The organism is Dictyobacter formicarum (assembly GCF_016587435.1).
In genome coordinates, this window is sequence record NZ_BNJJ01000020.1 from 134,248 (window position 1) to 151,890 (window position 17,643).

General features: G+C 49.1%; 12 protein-coding genes. 3 read left to right on the top strand and 9 right to left on the bottom strand.

The window, feature by feature from the left end:
• Window positions 1–51 precede the first annotated feature (51 nt).
• Both JMI88_RS29305 and JMI88_RS29310 read right to left on the bottom strand, forming a co-directional pair.
• The gene (locus tag JMI88_RS29305) at window positions 52–426 is read right to left on the bottom strand and encodes a hypothetical protein (protein ID WP_201365502.1); all 375 of its coding nucleotides are present in this window, start codon (window positions 424–426) and stop codon (window positions 52–54) included.
• 205 nt (window positions 427–631) lie between these two features.
• Window positions 632–2,326, bottom strand: coding sequence for a glycosyltransferase family 39 protein (locus tag JMI88_RS29310; RefSeq protein ID WP_201365503.1), 1,695 nt, complete (start codon window positions 2,324–2,326; stop codon window positions 632–634).
• 921 nt (window positions 2,327–3,247) lie between these two features.
• Between JMI88_RS29310 and JMI88_RS29315 the strand changes: the two genes are divergently transcribed.
• Entirely contained in the window at window positions 3,248–4,795 is a 1,548-nt protein-coding gene (locus tag JMI88_RS29315) for an MptA/MptB family glycosyltransferase (protein ID WP_505712015.1), read from the top strand.
• Between the two features lie 87 nt (window positions 4,796–4,882).
• Here JMI88_RS29315 and JMI88_RS29320 read toward each other — a convergent pair whose 3' ends face one another.
• A complete protein-coding gene (locus tag JMI88_RS29320; RefSeq protein ID WP_201365505.1) occupies window positions 4,883–6,412 on the bottom strand; it encodes a hypothetical protein in 1,530 nt (509 codons plus the stop codon).
• Window positions 6,413–6,815: 403 nt separating this feature from the next.
• Window positions 6,816–8,003, bottom strand: coding sequence for a M24 family metallopeptidase (locus JMI88_RS29325; RefSeq protein ID WP_201365506.1), 1,188 nt, complete (start codon window positions 8,001–8,003; stop codon window positions 6,816–6,818).
• Between the two features lie 308 nt (window positions 8,004–8,311).
• On the opposite strand from JMI88_RS29325, the gene JMI88_RS29330 reads away from it, so the two are divergent.
• Together JMI88_RS29330 and pgeF are read left to right on the top strand one after the other, a co-directional pair.
• A complete protein-coding gene (locus JMI88_RS29330) occupies window positions 8,312–9,910 on the top strand; it encodes an LCP family protein (protein WP_201365507.1) in 1,599 nt (532 codons plus the stop codon).
• 135 nt (window positions 9,911–10,045) lie between these two features.
• Window positions 10,046–10,954 carry a peptidoglycan editing factor PgeF gene (gene pgeF, locus JMI88_RS29335; protein WP_201365508.1) on the top strand — a complete coding sequence of 303 codons (909 nt, stop codon included), beginning with the start codon at window positions 10,046–10,048 and terminating at the stop codon, window positions 10,952–10,954.
• 183 nt (window positions 10,955–11,137) lie between these two features.
• On the opposite strand, the gene JMI88_RS29340 is transcribed toward pgeF, so the two are convergent.
• From JMI88_RS29340 to JMI88_RS29360, 5 genes are all read right to left on the bottom strand, one after another.
• Entirely contained in the window at window positions 11,138–12,637 is a 1,500-nt protein-coding gene (locus JMI88_RS29340) for an acyl-CoA carboxylase subunit beta (RefSeq protein ID WP_373323987.1), read from the bottom strand.
• Between the two features lie 300 nt (window positions 12,638–12,937).
• Window positions 12,938–13,390: a hypothetical protein gene (locus tag JMI88_RS29345; protein ID WP_126551303.1), complete on the bottom strand. Its 453-nt coding sequence runs from the start codon at window positions 13,388–13,390 to the stop codon at window positions 12,938–12,940.
• A 15-nt stretch (window positions 13,391–13,405) separates the two neighbouring features.
• Window positions 13,406–13,645 (bottom strand): hypothetical protein, encoded by a 240-nt coding sequence (locus JMI88_RS29350; protein WP_236023117.1) that lies wholly within the window; start codon window positions 13,643–13,645, stop codon window positions 13,406–13,408.
• A gap of 211 nt (window positions 13,646–13,856) precedes the next feature.
• A complete protein-coding gene (locus JMI88_RS29355) occupies window positions 13,857–15,491 on the bottom strand; it encodes a GAF domain-containing sensor histidine kinase (protein ID WP_201365511.1) in 1,635 nt (544 codons plus the stop codon).
• A 452-nt stretch (window positions 15,492–15,943) separates the two neighbouring features.
• A complete protein-coding gene (locus tag JMI88_RS29360; protein WP_201365512.1) occupies window positions 15,944–17,335 on the bottom strand; it encodes a TolB-like translocation protein in 1,392 nt (463 codons plus the stop codon).
• Between the last annotated feature and the right edge of the window lie 308 nt (window positions 17,336–17,643).

The following is a 17,643-nucleotide window of genomic DNA, read 5'->3' on the forward strand; positions in this document are numbered from 1 at the left end:
TCCTACAAAGGCTGATCAGCCAACTCAAAATTATTCTAAAGCTATCTATTGTTAATTTACAGTGAGCGACTTTGCTCCTCTACGTATACGCTTCTTTTGACGCACCTGCTGGGCAGACATACGATCCTTTTGGGCTTCTAGCTTGACCAATGGAAAAGGACGATGAAATTGCTTATCAAAAGCTTCGGCCTTCTCATCGGTAAGTTCAGCGCGGCGCTCATAAGCGCGGGCAAAAATATCCCGTTTCATCTCATCTGGCGCATCAACTAACAATAAATGGGCAAGCGCAAAATCAGGCTTTCCTTGATCTGCATATGCATCCGCACATGCCAGCCCATCAACGCCCTGCTCCAATTGCTGCCTGGCACGCTCAAGAAAAACGGTATTGAGTATATTGCGATACAATTCATCAAATGAACTGGACATTTTCGGCTCCATATGTGTTGGCTTAACAACGAACCATTTACTGACACATAAATAAGTAATTTAAATAAAACGCAATCTTAATAGTATCATACATCCATATAGGAGACCGAAAACAAGTACTTCAGCGTATACCTTTAAGTACTGTATGCTTCAAGCCTGCAAATACCAGATATCCTCTGTCCAATGTTGCCGACAAACCTGCCGCTTATTTGTCAGAGCTACTATAAAAGCGTACCGTTACCGTATGCGTGACCACCTGGTCAACCAGATGGTAGTGCTGATCCAGCCAGTGCTGGGTATCCTTCACATGCGCTGCATCAGCTTGATTAGCGATCCGACCGGTGATCAGGAAAAAGCGTGTGTGCCGCCGGGCAAACGCGGATAAAGCGGCTGGCTGCAAAGCCAGGGCAGGATCGTTTTGCGGCTGTCCACTGCTAAATTTCTCCCACGAAAAGGCACCCGGCGAATCACTGGAAAAATGCGTCCCGTTGGGATAGGCATGCAGGTAATATTCGACCGCAATCTGACAGCCCTGCGTCGTTGTATTGTCGTAACAGACCAGGCCATCATTGGCCTGAGAGCGAGCCTGCAGCCAGTGCACAGCAGTATTCCAGTTTTCAACCTGGGCATTTTGATAGTAATGCGGCACCACCAGGAACGCCGAACCAAGCAGCACACAGATCACAAGGGCCTGCAGGATACTCCAGCGCCAGATAGCCACACCAAGGGCAGCCAGCAAACAGAATGGCGGCACAACAACTACCAGGTAGCGCGTAGAGAAGAGGCGCAGCGAACCCTGTGAGATCACATAGCTAATTACAATCGGCAAGGCAAACCAGCATAGCATCATCCAGGCAAACGGCCAGAGACGCTGTAAACGGTCCGGTCCCTGTACCATTTTCAGGCGCTGCACCATCCAATGCTGATAGCGCGTGTTGCGTCTCAGTAAGCTACCAGCGCCCACGATACTCAAGGCAAGCAGAATGCACAGACCCATCACCACCAGGTAGCGCGGATTACTGCCACTGATAATCGTAAAAAGCGATAAGAGCTCATGCAGATGCGGTACAAATAACCAGCCAGTTTTGGAGCCATGTAAGCTGACCATAAACATTGGGATGCTCAATATTCCAATTAGCACCAGGCTACCGATCCATAGCACCGCCTGCCGGCGAATATAAGCGCGCCAGCTAGCCGAGGCACAGTACAAACCGGCCAGCGCAATACATTGAGCTAGCAGCACAAAAGCGCTGAAAAGATGGCTATAGATGGCCAGCACGATGGTAGCAACGTACAGAGCCCACCGGCTCTTCCGCTGCGTCTCCTGCTGGATAGCGATCAACAAAACCAGCCAGGAGAGGCAGAGCAGCAACAATTGTAAAGCATACGCACGCGTCTGCTGAGCGTATACCAGCTGCAGATAATTAGTAGCAAAAAGAATCGCTCCCACAGCGGCTGCGATGGTACCCAGATACCTGCGCGCAAAGAGAAAGATCACGCCGGTACTTAACGCGGCACAGATGGCCGAAGGAAAACGCACCAGCCATTCAACAGGCGTCAACCCCAACCAACCAGTAACTCTGAGCCAGCCATGGAGCAGCAGATAATACAGCTCCATATTAGGCTCTGTCCCAAATATCGTATGCCAGAGCAGCGGCAGCGGTTGACGAGCCAGCTCAACGGAAAACGCTTCATCAAACCAGACACTGGGGCGCCCAAGATAAAGAATATTCAGGACAAAGCTGAACAGCAGCAAGGGCACACACAATAACCAGAGGGGGAGCGTAGTTAGCTTCCATTTCTGTATAACCAGGCTTGCAGCAAGGTCTTGATCACTATTATCTTGACCTCCTACGCTCTCTCCACGCTCATTCCTGATGCCACTACTTTCATACGCCATGTTCAACAATCCTTACAGTTATAACAAAGATTATATTCTGTTCATCAAGCGTTTTGTACATGCTTTATAAATATACACAGGCAAGATAATACAGTTAATAATGCTGATCTCTCTCAGATAGAGAATAGGCTCGTTACATAAAAACGAATGATGCTCTGTACAGTCACCATCCAGTATAGACGATAAGGTATATATACTAATCGCCATATGTTACAAAACAGATTTTAAATGAGCAGGCATCTCAAATCAACGCATCTCTACTTGCTATAAACAACTGTAGGTAGTATTTATCACTACCTGAATACTAAAATTTAAGCTGGTACTAAATCTTCTAAATCCATAATACTATTTTAGTACAGACTTGATTGACTTTTTAAACATCCGTATTTATACTTACGACTGATATGAGTTAGCAAAAGCGAATTATGTTAATCGTTTTTCTTTACATATTTCCTATCTAAGATAAGCTGTGCCTATTTAGAATGTGTCTAAAGCCTATCGCCATGGAAAGCAAAGCGCCCTTGGGCCTGGGGGGCACCGCAGGCGCGTAGTGTCAGGGGCCGAAGGCGCGAAAAGATGGCATTCAGATACACTCTTAGATAGAGATGATGATCGTGTATATTTACTTTTAAGCGGCATTATTCATGTATTGCACTGCCAGTGCTCAGTAAACTCTCCTACAAGAAGCGTTCCTGCGCCAGCAATGATAGAAAAAGAGAATGGCTGATACATATAAATGCCTGAAAAGTTTGGCCAATGATTACATCCATTAATGCAGCTAAGCCTATTCAGAGCGAAACAAAAAGTAGTAAGACGGTACAGCAGTGGTTACCTTTACTTCTATGTATAATTGGTTTTCTTTTTTGTTTTCTTTTTTGTGTCACGCCTCTCGCTCGAGCAGGACAGTTGCCATCAAAAGGTATGGCTCTTCCGCTCCATTTTAAACCTGTGCACGTGCCATTTTTGACAATTTGGGGAAAATGGCTACCTGCTAATCTCTCTCTAGCAAACAATCAAACCGACTCTCTCTATCTCACAGCCGATATAGAGCTCCTGCTATTTCTAGGATTAGCCTTTCTGATTTATATTACATTATGCTGGTGGTTATGGCGGCGTGCACAGCCAGCGCAAATGAAATTATTGCGCAGCTTGATATGGCCTGGTGCCATAATGATAGGATTAATACTGGTACTGACACCAGGTATGGCCTCAAAAGATCTCTTTGTATATGCGGACTATGGCAACACGCTAGGCGTTCATGGCGCAAATCCATATTTTATTTCGCCACATCAAGCAGCTCCACGGGATATATTGGCAAATATTGATGTTGGGTGGAGCAATGCCACCTCAGCTTATGGGCCTGTATGGAATCTCGTCATCGCATTTTTCGCGCTTCTATTTCGTGACCATCCCCTCCCATATTTTTATGCCTACCGCCTGTTAGGACTCGCCTGCCATCTTGTCTCTATAGGATTAATCGGATCTATACTACGTTCAGCTGGCCGTTCAGAGCGCACTATAACTCTTGGTATTTTCCTCTTTGCATGGAATCCCCTGACCCTGTTCGAGAATGCGTTGGGAGCGCACAACGACATCTTTATGGGTATGCTGCTATTGCTAGGCTTCGCCTGGTGTACATATGCCGAAAAAAAAGATTTTACCCGATTAAAAAACTATGGTCCTGCCCTGATCTTTTTTACACTGGCTACCATGATTAAATTTACATCGCTACCGGTGGTTATCTTTTTCTTTATGTTGCTGGCTGCCAGGACTCTCAATACCGCGCACGTCCCCTTAAAAAAGATGCAATGGATGCAGGCATTAAAAAATGTGGCACTGGCAGTTACAATTTTTATTGTACTTTCACTGCTCTTTTATGCACCCTTCTGGATTGGGCATAGCCTGAAGGACATTGCGCATAGTTTTGCTGCGCCTCCCTCCTCTACAGGATCAGAGAATTCTTTGATGCGTGTAGCAGTCAACTGGTTAAAAGATACTAGAAGTATGGTATCTTCTGACTCTCTAATCACGCGCGTAGCAACGATCCTCCAATCAAGGAATCTTTGGAACAAAATAGATACACTGGTGATGGCAACCTGTGTCCTTGTTGGAGCATGGCATCTCTGGCATCAGCCAACACTTAGAACCTTTACGGCTGTCAGCCTGGGCACTTTGAGCTGCATTATCCTGGTCACGCCATGGTTTTATTCCTGGTATATTATCTGGTTGCTTGCCCTTGCCCCTGTAATACTGGCGTTTCCTCCTCTCAAGCGCACCAATAAAGCTCTACTAGCATTCTGCATCGCATTCTCCATTACGGGATTCGCCACATACATTGATCTTTCCTTTTTACCTGTAAAGTATTTTGAGCTAGCCATACGCTACACCTTAACAGTGGCGCCACCCATTTTGCTATTTATGCTGGTTTATCTACGTGCAAAATCACAAAATATAAGGGTAGAAGACTAACTTATATACATAGTGAGCAATCAGGCATGCATAATAAAAAGACACAGCGGATAGGATTTGCTATCCACTGTGTCTTTTTGTCTATTCTTAATACGTGGAAGGTGGACGAGGCTCGGTCTCCTCCTCCTCATCATCCTCCTCTTTAACGATATAAGGAGGAACTTCAATAGGCACACGATAGCCGCCGCTGTAGTTATGGGCCGCAGAATCTGGCTGGTGATTCTCCTGTATTTGTCCAGGAGTACGCAGATCAGCTGTAATCGCCTTCACTAAACGCTCAATGCGATCCCAACGAGCCGGGAAACGATCAGAGTAGAATTTCTCGTTGCCTTCAGTATCATAGATATATAAAACATATTCTTGATCAGCAAAGCGATAACGTACCGCGGTATAAGGGATGCGTACCAGTTCAACCACCTGCAAGGTGGGGCGAGGAAACGCCTGTGGGTCCAGGCCCGGTTTATCGACAACTTTCCGCTCGGATTCCACCATTTCTACAGTGGTACGCCAGACATCAAACGGAACCATGTCGGGCGTCGCATCGAGATGCAGTGTTTCATTAATTTCAGCGCTATAGATCAGGTCACCCTGAGCCTTTTCTAGCTGCTGAGCTGGAATGACGCTATCGCCGATGAAGCGCGTCTGAGAGCGCAGGTCAAAGCGACGTGTAATCTCGCGGTGCCGCACAACCTTCCCCGTGCCGCCACAATTCGAACAAAGCGACATCTTGGCACCCTGGCAGGTACTACAGACACGTTTACCGTTGCCACAACTGCAATTAACCTCTCCGTTTACACAATCCGGGCAAGGGACAGTTGGCCCCTTGCTGGCAGGATCAGTGTCCACGGGATTTGGAATCGGCACGCCCTGCTGGCGAATATTTTCAAAGAGGTCGGAGAATTTGTTGCCCATCGAACTGGCCATATTCTCAGCCTGCTTCTTAAAGAACGGTTTTTTCTCGCCCGGCGTCCAGTCGGAAATGTAGCCCCGCCCACGACAGGTGGCGCAACGCTTTTTGGTGCGTCCCTTACAATCCGGGCAGACAATCCAACCACGTCCGTTACAGCCTGAGCAGAGCACATGGCCAGTGCTATTACAGGATGTACAGGAGACAACTTCATCCATCCCCTCCAAACGGGTACGCGTGGTAGGAGCTTTTAAGCCGGTAACCTCAGCAAGCTCATAGTCCCAGACAGGCGATAGTGGACGTGGACGATTGATCGAACGGCCAGTATATGGTTCGCTCACAATCTCCAGCGCACGCGTCTCCCAGCGCGTCTCTAAGGAAGCCTGCCAGATTTCGCTGATGCTGGTTGAAAGGATATCCATATAGGTCCCAAGCTCACGGGCTACGCGCCAGTTTTCATTACTCCAGTCATTTACCAGCTGGCGAAGACGTTGCTCTTCAACACTGGAAGCCTGGCGTGGAGCAGCAGGAGGTACCTGCACCTGCTGCCAGTAGTCGCCAGCCTTATCCATGACACGTTTCAGGCGCACCTGAGCCTCATTGGCTCCCTGAACAACCACACGCTTGATCTCTTTCAACTGCCTATCTATATCATCCTGACTCGGACCACGCATGTTATTATTTGGATTTTGATCCCATTGATCACCCATTTGAAACTTGCCTCCCCTGTACTCAAGAGAATATCTTACAATGAAGAAAACGCCCTGCTCCATTTCAGGACCAGCATTAATGCTTATTTTATTAATATGTACGTGAGACGGATATGAGGGTTGTAAGAGAGCGCTATTTAGTCTGGCGCATCGTGTGGATGCGCCAGACTAAATAGCGCTGAGTCTTTCGATGCCCGTCAGCCTGGGGGCGCTGACGCCCCTACTCTTTTTATCTATTGTGGATCATGAAAAATGCGCACATGCGCATTTTTCATGATCCACAATAGATATTTTTTGAGCGCCGCAGGCGCATGCCGTCAGGGGTCGAAGGTGCGACAACACATGCGCACGTCCGCAAAGGGACGGCGCGTATTCCCAGTGTACAGGGAATACGCACACTTTTTTAGAGCAGCGGCACAATCTCATTTTGAACGGGGGCACCTGTGACTTCGGCATCGTGCTCCAGAATCAACAGGTCGACTTCGCTGCGAATGCCGAATTCAGGCAGATAGATGCCTGGCTCAATCGAGTTACAGGTGTAGGGGAGCAAGGTGCGTTCGTCCTGCGTTTCGAAGTTATCAACGTTGGCGCCATTTCCATGCAGGACCGCCCCGATACTATGACCGGTGCGATGCACAAAGTAATCACCATAGCCCGCCTTGTTAATCACCTGGCGAGTGACATCATCGACTTCTCGACCCTCGACATAGCCACCTGCCGCCATGCGCTCACGCACAAAGGCAATGCCGCTGTCGCGGGCATTGCGCACTACCTCAAACACCTCGCGCTGCCGGGCCGGTATTTCATCGCGCGCGCCAGCAAAAGCCACCCAGGTATAATCGCCAAAGACTGCATCCGGGCGTGGCAATTTAGCCCAGAAATCAAACAGCACTAGATCGCCGCGCCGGATGGGGCTATGCTGTAGCGCGGTCGGCTCGTAGTGCGGATTGCCGCTGTTCGCATTCACCGCTACAATCGGCATCTCGTCCTCGGGTAACTCCAGTCCTGCCTGCCGAATCAAAGCGACAAAGCGCTGCTGGACCTCAAATTCATTGAGGTCGCGCCCCGCGCGTAGATCAGCTCCAAGCTGCGCAAATAGAATATCTTTGGCAGCAATTAATAGTCGGCCAGCTTCACGATGAGTATAAATCTGTTCCTCAGTAAGTTGGGCAATAAAGTGCTGGGCCAGATTGGCGGAGGTCACTACCTCGGCGCCAAAAGAGCGCACCAGTTCAATCGTACCTGCATCCACACGTGAGGCATATGGAATGGCATTCAGAGGCGAATACTCCATCGCTACGCTAGCTTGCGTCGGCAATATATTCCGTAAGTACGCGTGCATCTCCTGCCAGGTCCTGAAGAGGACGCGTTCGCCAGGCAGAGAACTCAAAATATGTGGCTCAACCGCGCTAATCAACGCGACCGGCGTTCCCTGGGCAGGAACAAAATAAAACCAGCGCCGCGTATACATCGCATCCACCGGTAGGTGCAGCACCTGGTAAGCAATCGGATTTGACTTACGAAAATCATAAAAAAGCCAGCCATCCAACTTTGCATCCTGCAAAACCCGTTGGATTTTTTCAATATTCATCAGACGACCTCCCAACAAAGTATATTCAATTCATCCGCCCTATCACTATATCATTTCTCCCAAAGGTGCCATATAATAATCTATTAAGATTAGTGAGACGATTCCTAATAGCAGTGCATTTGTATTAACACAACGTATGTATTCTCATCTGATTGCGTACCAGCTATACACTCTATATACGATTGTAGCGCAGATAACGTTATAATACATGTATTATAAGTATACTTTTATTTATATCCACGCAGCAGACACACCAATTCTCTATCCCTGACTGGCCTAAAAATAAAATGAAAAGAGATAGCTAAAGGATGACAACACCTTCTTCTGGAGAACACAATCATACTGAACCAGCTGTGCCCGAAACCCCACCACTACCAACACAACCTTCAGAGCCTGAGCAATCAGGACAGAAGGATCAGCCAGAATCAAGCACAGCCGCGTCGTCTGATCAAATCTCGGAAACAACCACAATGAACTTGCCTGCGACCTCATCTATCGCTGAAGCTTCCGAGGGAGCCGATGTCGCCAACCAACCCACTCAACCCGGCACGGCAGCCACCGCCGAAAACGATGTTGTCAATCAGCCCACACAGCCCACTCCTGCAACTGCCGAGGAAAACGACGTCGCCGACCAGCCTACTCAACTTATCACGACAGCCGCCAGGGAAAACGACGTCGCCAACCAGCCTACTCAGATCATCACGGCCGCCAGCACAGAAAACGATGTCGCCAACCAGCCTGATCAACTCAACGCGACTGAACAGTCACCCGCGCAGTCCACTACAGCAACTAAAGTAATACAAAGAAAAGTCCTGCCCAGGTTAGTTAAAGTACTTTTAATTGCGCTGGCCGCCTTACTGGTACTGGGAGGCGGGAGCGCCAGCGCGGCCTATTATTATTACAAAACGACGATCCAACAGCCATTGAAACAAATCATTCGTCCGGTAGCTCGTTCCAGCCAGGAACCAACGCCGCTGCCAACCACAACTATGAGTGGTTCCAGCGGTCTGGTAACGGGTAGAACCTGGAATATTTTATTGCTCGGCAGCGATAATGATCAAAAATATGTCTTCCCCAATGTCCTGACGCAGGTCATGATGGTGATACATGTCGACACCATTAAAAATACAGTAACCATGGTTTCAATCCCACGCGACTCCTGGGTCTCAGTGCCAGATGGAATGGGGATGCACAAAATTGATCAGGCTTTCTTATTGGGTGTCCAGGAAACTGGCAAGTTCGAGGACGGCGTACGCCTGGCACGACAAACGGTCGAGCAGGACTATGGTATCCATATTGATCGCTATGCCTGGGTCGGACTGGATGGCTTTGCCAAAGTTATTGATACATTGCATGGCATCGATATTAACGTTGACCATCCAGTCGTTGATGATGCCTATCCCAATGACGTTGGTGCCAGCAGCGATCCCAATGATCACAATGCCTACAAACGCCTCTATCTGACACCCGGGCCACAGCACCTCAACGGACAGGAAGCGCTGGAGTACGTACGCTCACGCCACTCAGATCTGGTGGGGGATATCGGGCGCACTCAGCGTCAGCAGCAAGTGCTAGAAGCCTTGAAATTGAAATTAAATGTCTCGACCTTGCTGCAAAATTTTTCGTCGCTGCTCAATGATCTCTCCGGCAGCGTCTATACCGACTTGAATGAAGATGAAATGCTGGCCTTTGCCAACTATGGTCGTACGCTCCTCAATAAGCCCATCAATCATCTGACGCTGGGCATTGGTCAGGGAGCAGAGAACTATGGCGAGCTAGCAACGATCTACGATCCCTCGGTCGGAGCCAACCAGGATGTAATCATCCCTCACTGTAACGCCATTCAGCCGGCCATCAACCACATCTTTGATCTGGGGAACACCCAGAGCTGCCACGTCAACAGCTAGCAGGAAAAGGGAAGGCAAAAGGCTGTGATACAATAGACACAGCCTTGCTAGCTAGGAAAAGCAACGTCGATGCCGCTCACTCATAACTGGCTGCGCACAGGCAATTGCAAAGCAAACAGTAAAAAAGGAGCAGCTTTGATCGAACAACAGTATGAAAATGTCCGCTATCTGCAGTTTAGCCATTACAGTCCTTTTCCTGAATTGATCCATGGAGTATTTACCCGCGTCGGCGGCTTTAGCGAAGCACCATATAGTAGTCTGAATACATCAGCCCCACCACGTGGGGGTGGAGATACATTTCCCAACGTTATTCGCAATCGACAGCTGGCCTTACAGGCCCTGCAACTCTCAGGAACGCCCAGCGCCACCCTCTGGCAGGTCCATGGAGCGGACGTGCTGACACTGGATCTGGCCAACGAGTGGCGCACCGATTGGGCCAATATGTCGTACTATGAGCGAGCCTGGACACCCTCCACCATTCGACAGGGCGATGCCTTAATCTCTCAGGAGCGAGAGGTAGCCATGGCGCTCTCATTCGCGGATTGTGTGCCCCTCACTTTTTATGATCCAATCCAACATGTAATGGGTATGGCACATGGCGGCTGGCGCGGCACAGCCCGTGGCATTGCTATGGCAACGGTAGAGGCGATGCAGGCAACATTCGGTTCTCGGCCCGAAGATATTTATGCTGGTATCGCCCCTGCCATCGGCCCATGCTGCTACGAGGTCTCACAGGAAGTACAGGAGCTCTTTTTGGGGCGACAAGAGTTTCCAACCATGCCCACCAATCCGGCCTATCGCGAACGCATCCAGGACTCAGCCATCTTCTCAACGATCCAATTACCGGATAGACCCAGTTTGCGCCTGGATTTACAGGAAACAAATCGACAACAGCTGCTCATGACCGGCCTGACGGCTGAACACATAGAGGTCATGCGCATCTGTACCAGTTGCCATACAGAGCAATTCTTCTCCCACCGCAAAGAAAACGGCCAAACCGGACGTTTCGTAGTCATCATGGCCCTGAATGCAGCCGCCCAGTAGATACGAATAATAAAAAAAGATGCTAGCAAGGCGGTCACAAACATTGCTAGCATCAAATGATGGGTATTATGGGTACGATTGGTCCCTATTACATCATACATGAGACACAAAATATAGCTATCAATATGGCATTAATGCCGCAAAAGGAGCTTCTCGCTCAACAGGTGAGGAGCTCCTTGCATACTATAATGGAATATTTCCATGTTTCTTGGGTGGATTCGTATCGCGCTTATTTCTCAACATTTCTAAAGCGTTGATCAATTTTACACGGGTATAGCGTGGCTCAATGACCTCATCAATATAGCCGCGGCTGGCAGTGATATAGGGGTTGGCGAACTTGGCGTTATATTCTGCAATTAGCTCTTTACGGCGCTGCTCCGGATCAACTGCGCGCTCAATCTCATCTTTGAATAGGATATTAACCGCGCCCTCGGCTCCCATGACAGCAATCTCTGCCGTCGGCCAGGCATAGTTGATATCGCCACGAATGTGTTTACTGCTCATCACATCATAGGCGCCACCATAAGCTTTGCGGGTAATGACCGTAATCTTTGGTACTGTTGCCTCACAATATGCATAGAGCAATTTAGCACCATGGCGAATAATACCGTTATGCTCCTGGCCCACGCCCGGCAAAAAGCCCGGCACATCTTCCAGCGTGATAATAGGAATATTAAAGCAATCGCAAAACCGCACAAAGCGAGCGGCCTTATCTGAAGCATTGATATCCAACACACCGGCCAGTACGCGCGGCTGCTGGGCCACAATACCGATGGAGCGCCCATTCAAGCGTGCAAAGCCAATAATAATGTTCTGGGCAAAGTGCTCCTGCACCTCAAAGAAATCGCCATCGTCGACTATATGATGGATAACCTCTCTCATATCATATGGTTTACCAGGATTATCAGGGATAATCTCGTTAAGCTCATCAATAATGCGGTTGGCCGTATCCTTTGGCGTTACCAGCGGGGGATCATCAACATTATTAGAAGGAAGGTAGCTCAGAAGGCGGCGAATCATCCCCAGGCATTCCGGCTCACCGGGACTGGCAAAGTGGGCCACGCCACTCGTGCTATTGTGTACCAGGGCGCCACCCAGATCCTCAAATGAGACATCTTCATGAGTAACAGCCTTCAACACATTGGGGCCTGTCACAAACATATAACTGGTCTCTTCAACCATAAAAATAAAATCAGTGATAGCAGGTGAGTAGACAGCGCCGCCCGCACAGGGTCCCATAATGGCAGAAATCTGTGGCACCACACCCGAGGCCAGTGTATTGCGCAAAAAGATATCGGCATAAGCTCCCAGGCTTACCACACCTTCTTGAATACGTGCACCACCCGAATCGTTTAAACCAATCACAGGCGCCCCATTGCGCGTGGCTAGGTCCATCACTTTACAGATCTTTTCAGCGTGCGCCTCCGATAGGGAGCCACCAAAGACCGTAAAATCCTGGGAAAACACATAGACGAGACGTCCATCAATTTTGCCGTAGCCTGTAACCACACCATCACCAGGAATCTTTTGATCGTCGAGGCCAAAATCACTGGCCCGATGGGTCACAAACATATCTAACTCATTAAAGCTACCAGGATCTAATAAGAGATCCAGGCGTTCGCGAGCTGTCAGCTTGCCTTTCTTATGTTGCGCGGCAATGCGTTTCTCGCCACCTCCACGCATCGCCTCTTCCTGCAAGGTCCGCAGCTCGGCGATTTTCTCTTGAGTACTTTTCAGTACTGACGTCTCCTGTGAACTTCGTTCTCCCGTAGTCATCTTCAACTCATCTCCATTGATCGATCATAGATACAGCATAACCACGAAGCGAAATAAAGCAACGTGTCACTATTAGAACGAGGGGAAAGAATATAGGGAACACTAACAAGAAAGGCCGCCCGAGATCAGCGAAATAAACGCAACCTCGATACGGCCCAACCAATTGTGTATACTGCCTGAAAGCCTGGGGTCCTGCGTAAGAATTTCTTACAGATGCTGGCAACGCAAAGAAATTATGCCGGGAGCGAAATGATTCGCCTTTTGCAAATACTCTTGCTCATTTGCCTCGATCATCAACTTATGCATGACCACAACATCGCCATCAGGTAATGGCTCTGCCGGCTGTAAGCATAATTCCATTACTGCGCAGCCACGTTCGTATACCTTTACTAATCCCCCTCCGCCAGGAATACGATACACCCGGTTATCGATTGTAGGACTTGGCACTTCAAGGTAACCAAACTTGATCAATTGCTGATATTGATTTTCGGAGAGCATCTCGCGCATGAGTGCTTTTGCCCGGCTCTCGGCAGAGAGGTGCTCACTCACAGACTCGCGCAATCGACCTACACTTCCATCTGGGGACTGCGATAGGTAATAAATCGCGAGCAGGAGAAACAACAACCAGATGCCGAGGAATAAACTCAGCGTCTCCAACATAGCGAATTACACTCCTCACCCGCCCACAACACGAGGTACGAGGACAATTTGCTCGGCAGTACGATCAAACTTGTCGATACGCTCTACAGTTTTACCTTGCTCTACTTTGAAGGCGGTGGCACCCTTTTTGCGCTCTTCTGTAAAAATGCGCTCTGCCTCTTTAATGGCCGCAACAGCTTCTGCGTCCTGGGCTTCCACTTTTTGTGCATCCCATATAATGCGATCATCGCCGCGGCGGGACATGACCCGTAGCATACCCACAGTCTTGTCTCCTTCTTTTGTACAAAAGCCTACATAATTACCTCGCCTTATTCCTGGCTTCTCAGCAGCAAGGAACATATTGGAATAATTTGAGCATAGCACGCATTCATAAGCGCGTCAAGGGCAAAGTATTATGCAGGCATAAATATAGCTGAGTAAATGTACGGGTTTAGGAACACGAAGATGGAGGTACCAGGCATTTTTCTTAATTTGACAGGCATGGTAAAAGACAGGTAAAGGTGCTTCCCTGGCCTGGCGCGCTTGATACAGTAACTGTTCCTCCATGTAATTCGACGATCATTTTAACGATCGCCAGGCCCAACCCTTGTCCTCCGGCACGACCAATACATTCGTTAGGGGCTTGAAAAAAGCGTTCAAAAATACGCTGGTGGAACTCGGGAGCGATCCCACAACCGGTATCGCGCACCTGGAGTTGTAACAACTGCTGTGGCTCGTCATCTTCTTCCTGCGAGGCGGACAAGCTGTGTCCTGCTTTGAGCAGGGAGGCTGAGATCGTGACCTCACCGCCCGCGGGGGTGAAATGCAGGGCATTGTTGATCAGGTTACGCAGCACCTGCTGTAGACGTACGGAGTCCGCATAGAGTCTGGGGAGGTTATTAGCGATATCCAGATGCATTCTAATTGCGTTGTCGACGGCCGTCAGCTCCAATTCCTCGACCGCATTATCAATTATCGCTGGCAAATGTATCAACTCGCGATTTAAACGCATCTGACCGGCATCGGCCCGCGAGATCAACAAAAGATCTTCGAGCAACGCATAAAGGTTCTCGCTTCCAGCCCGGGCACGGCGGGCGAAATCATGCTGCTCGCTCGTCAATTCGCCACCCACGCCGGTCAGCAAGAGTTCCAGATAGCCATTAATAGCATTCAATGGGGAGCGTAGCTCGTGGGTAATCATCGACAAGAATTTCGCTTTACTACGCACACCATCACGCACCGCCGTCATGTCACGCGCAATCACCAGGCAGACAGGCGCGTCTTTTAAGGCCACAGGTGTCACGCTTAACCCCAGGACACGCGAAGAGCCCTGGATATTGATATCGACTTCAGCGTACTCTAATGACTGCTCATGCTGTAAGGCGTGTTCAATCATGCATCCCTTCAAGCAGCAAGCTGGTTTCACTTCACCTCTACAGCCAAAGATATCGGCACACTGGTGATCCACCAGTTGGGCAGGCTCTAAAGAGAACATTCGCCCGAAGGCCGGATTGACCTCAATGAAGCGTCGCTGCTCTCCTACCATCGCGATCCCATCCGAGCTAGCCTGTAAGATGGCACGCAGATAACGCTGATCCTCCAGAATCCAGTGCTGGATAGAGTTGGCTTGCTGGACACTGACCAGCGAGAGCGCCGCCTGGTCGGCAAAAGCGCTCAGGATGCGCACAGTCTGGTCGTCAAATTCCCCTGGTTCGGATCGTGTTATCACCAGGGCGCCGATGCAAATATCAGCATCAACCAGAGGAGCTACGAGTAGAGAACGGCCATAGAAATGGGGAATTTCATGCGCGAGAGCAGTCTGTTCGGCGTCAGCGATAACCAGTGGCTGCCGCCGTTGCATCACCTGTCCCAGCATGCTACCTGAATAGTTAAAGGGGTGTTGGGCGATCTCCCCACCAGTCGTCTGATCGCTCGTATACGTCAGCAAAGTGGTACCTGAAGGATGCAAGAGCATGATAATACAGTTCGTGTCCGGAAATAGCATGCTCACATTGAGGACAACCTTATGTAGTGCAGACATCACATCGGGAGCATTGACATCAAAGGAGGGAACATTTTGCAAAAATTCGTGATCATGTAGAGATGTTACAGGTAAGGTCATCAGCGCTCTCTTCTACTTCTTTGTCAACTACAAAGCACAAGATACAGATGTTTATGGCGCACAGCAAGAGCAAAAAGGAATACATATACCAATTCCCCCTACCAGCATCCGAACAAATATATCTTTCTATATCGACAAAACAGGTAACTCATCTGAGACTGTAAGTCAAAGTATACCACGTCAATCAGGGAATTGGTAAATTCCCTGATTGATACGATCCGCCATTTTCAATGTGCAATCTCCTTGCAGGCGGGCGCTGACGCGCCCGCCTGCGTGTTTTTTATGGTGAAGTTGCGGGACCTGTGCAGTGGCACAGGTCCCGCAACTTCACCGATTGATTTTTTTGGTATCAGCCATCCGGGCATCAGTTGCGTGGCTAGACGGCGGTCCAGCCAACGCCGCGACTTCACCAGAGATTTTTTGGTGTCAGTCATCCGGGATAAGTTGCGTGGCTAGACGGCGGTCCAGCCAACAATGAATTCTGGAGTCTCGGTTGAGACGGTAGTTGGTGATCCTCCATTTAAATCGCCAATAACAAGTGTATTGGTACCGTCGTTGCTTCCCCTTCCCCTGATCACGTAATGTTTGCCATCGCGAGAAACATTTGTCCATGGCAGGTAACTATCAGGATCGTAAAAGTATTCGGATGCCTTTGAGCTCGCGAGCAGTTTCAGTCCTGTTCCATTGACATTGATCCTGTAGAGCTGCGAGACATGGGTGGGAATAGTATTTACGATGAAGAGAATTGTTTGTGCCCGTGGCGCACGCGCAAAGACCTGGCTGCCAGTTGGCGCAATGAAGATGGGATGCAATGATCCACCGCTAATGGACTCTACATTGACCGCTGGTGCCGTTGGATCGCCACCGAACATGGGATAGGAACTACAGATCAGTTGTCTATGATCAGGAGTGATATCATAGCTCTGGCAACCATCCTGTTTCAATAGAGCCGTGAGAGATTTCAGATTGGTACTCTGCTGATCAACAGGCTTTTTGATGTCGAGCAGCTGATAGAGCTGATGGGGCAGCGATCCACTACCTACAACAACAGGCACGCCCAGCAAGTAGAGGCTACTATTGCTAGCCCATTTGAGGGGGATATATGCAGTTATAGGAGCTGGCCCACCCTGTGGCATAAACAAGCTTGCATAGCGCATCTCACCTAGTGGCTGCTGCTGATTATTCGCCCGGACTGACAACCGATTGGGCGCTTGCTGCTGTGCGGACGCCCCAGGATAGCCAGGTTGCAGTGATGAAAGGATGGTCTGGATTTTTCCAGTGGTCATATCCAGAAGATTTAACGTATCGGTAAGCGTGTTCTGATTCTTCTCGTTAAAGACCAGGTAGTGCTGATTGGGCGAGATAATCACACCACTCAGGAAGTCACTACTCGATGAACAATACAGGGTCTGCGCATACGCACCATCTATGCGAACGAGCTGGATCACATACCCTCCGCCTTCTGCAGGTCTGTTAATGATAATCCAATGACCATCTGGCGAAACATTTGCTGCTGCATTGTTGTATGGGTTAGGAAATGTAAACAGATCCTTCTTATTGCCTGTTAGTGGATCGTATCTGCGCACGATCGCATTGGTGTTTTTCTGCCATAGGTAGACCACGCTCTGATGCTGTGGGGTAGTGAGCGCAGGCATCACCGCCGCACGTCCCTGCCCCTGTCCAGGACAGTTTTGCAATGTGGTCACCGAAGGCGGTTTTGTAGTAGCAGAGAGAAGGGTAGCACTCGCAGCACTCGTTGCCTGGAGGCCACATGCGGTCATCAGCAAAACAGTAAGTCCAAGGAAGCAATAGACAAGAAGGGAACGTATAGATTTATAATGCATAATTTTCTCCATTTTTACCGATATTTCTATCTGGCTTTTTCAAACTACGCAATTCGCTCAAAATCTCAAAGATTTTCGTTTCATCGGCCATGGCAAATCATATAAGATGGGTGGCAGCAATCGCTGATCAACATGAGAGCTCCCTTTAAGTATGAGCTGGATCGCCCGCTTTGCCCACATCATCTCCACATCATCTCCACATCATCTTCATGCTGTCTAGCTTTTTTTGTACACGAAAGGAGTTAGAAGCTTTGAAATTACGCTTGTCAGGAAATGCATAATCTGGTATATTTATTCCATGAAATGAC

Bases quoted from the DNA above. Each gene is read 5' to 3' on its own strand.
- JMI88_RS29305 (WP_201365502.1), bottom strand. From the start codon at position 426: ATGTCCAGTTCATTTGATGAATTGTATCGCAATATACTCAATACCGTT.
- JMI88_RS29310 (WP_201365503.1), bottom strand. From the start codon at position 2,326: ATGGCGTATGAAAGTAGTGGCATCAGGAATGAGCGTGGAGAGAGCGTA.
- JMI88_RS29315 (WP_505712015.1), top strand. From the start codon at position 3,248: ATGGCTCTTCCGCTCCATTTTAAACCTGTGCACGTGCCATTTTTGACA.
- JMI88_RS29320 (WP_201365505.1), bottom strand. From the start codon at position 6,412: ATGGGTGATCAATGGGATCAAAATCCAAATAATAACATGCGTGGTCCG.
- JMI88_RS29325 (WP_201365506.1), bottom strand. From the start codon at position 8,003: ATGAATATTGAAAAAATCCAACGGGTTTTGCAGGATGCAAAGTTGGAT.
- JMI88_RS29330 (WP_201365507.1), top strand. From the start codon at position 8,312: ATGACAACACCTTCTTCTGGAGAACACAATCATACTGAACCAGCTGTG.
- JMI88_RS29340 (WP_373323987.1), bottom strand. From the start codon at position 12,637: ATGCGTGGAGGTGGCGAGAAACGCATTGCCGCGCAACATAAGAAAGGC.
- JMI88_RS29345 (WP_126551303.1), bottom strand. From the start codon at position 13,390: ATGTTGGAGACGCTGAGTTTATTCCTCGGCATCTGGTTGTTGTTTCTC.
- JMI88_RS29350 (WP_236023117.1), bottom strand. From the start codon at position 13,645: ATGCTACGGGTCATGTCCCGCCGCGGCGATGATCGCATTATATGGGAT.
- JMI88_RS29355 (WP_201365511.1), bottom strand. From the start codon at position 15,491: ATGACCTTACCTGTAACATCTCTACATGATCACGAATTTTTGCAAAAT.
- JMI88_RS29360 (WP_201365512.1), bottom strand. From the start codon at position 17,335: ATGCATTATAAATCTATACGTTCCCTTCTTGTCTATTGCTTCCTTGGA.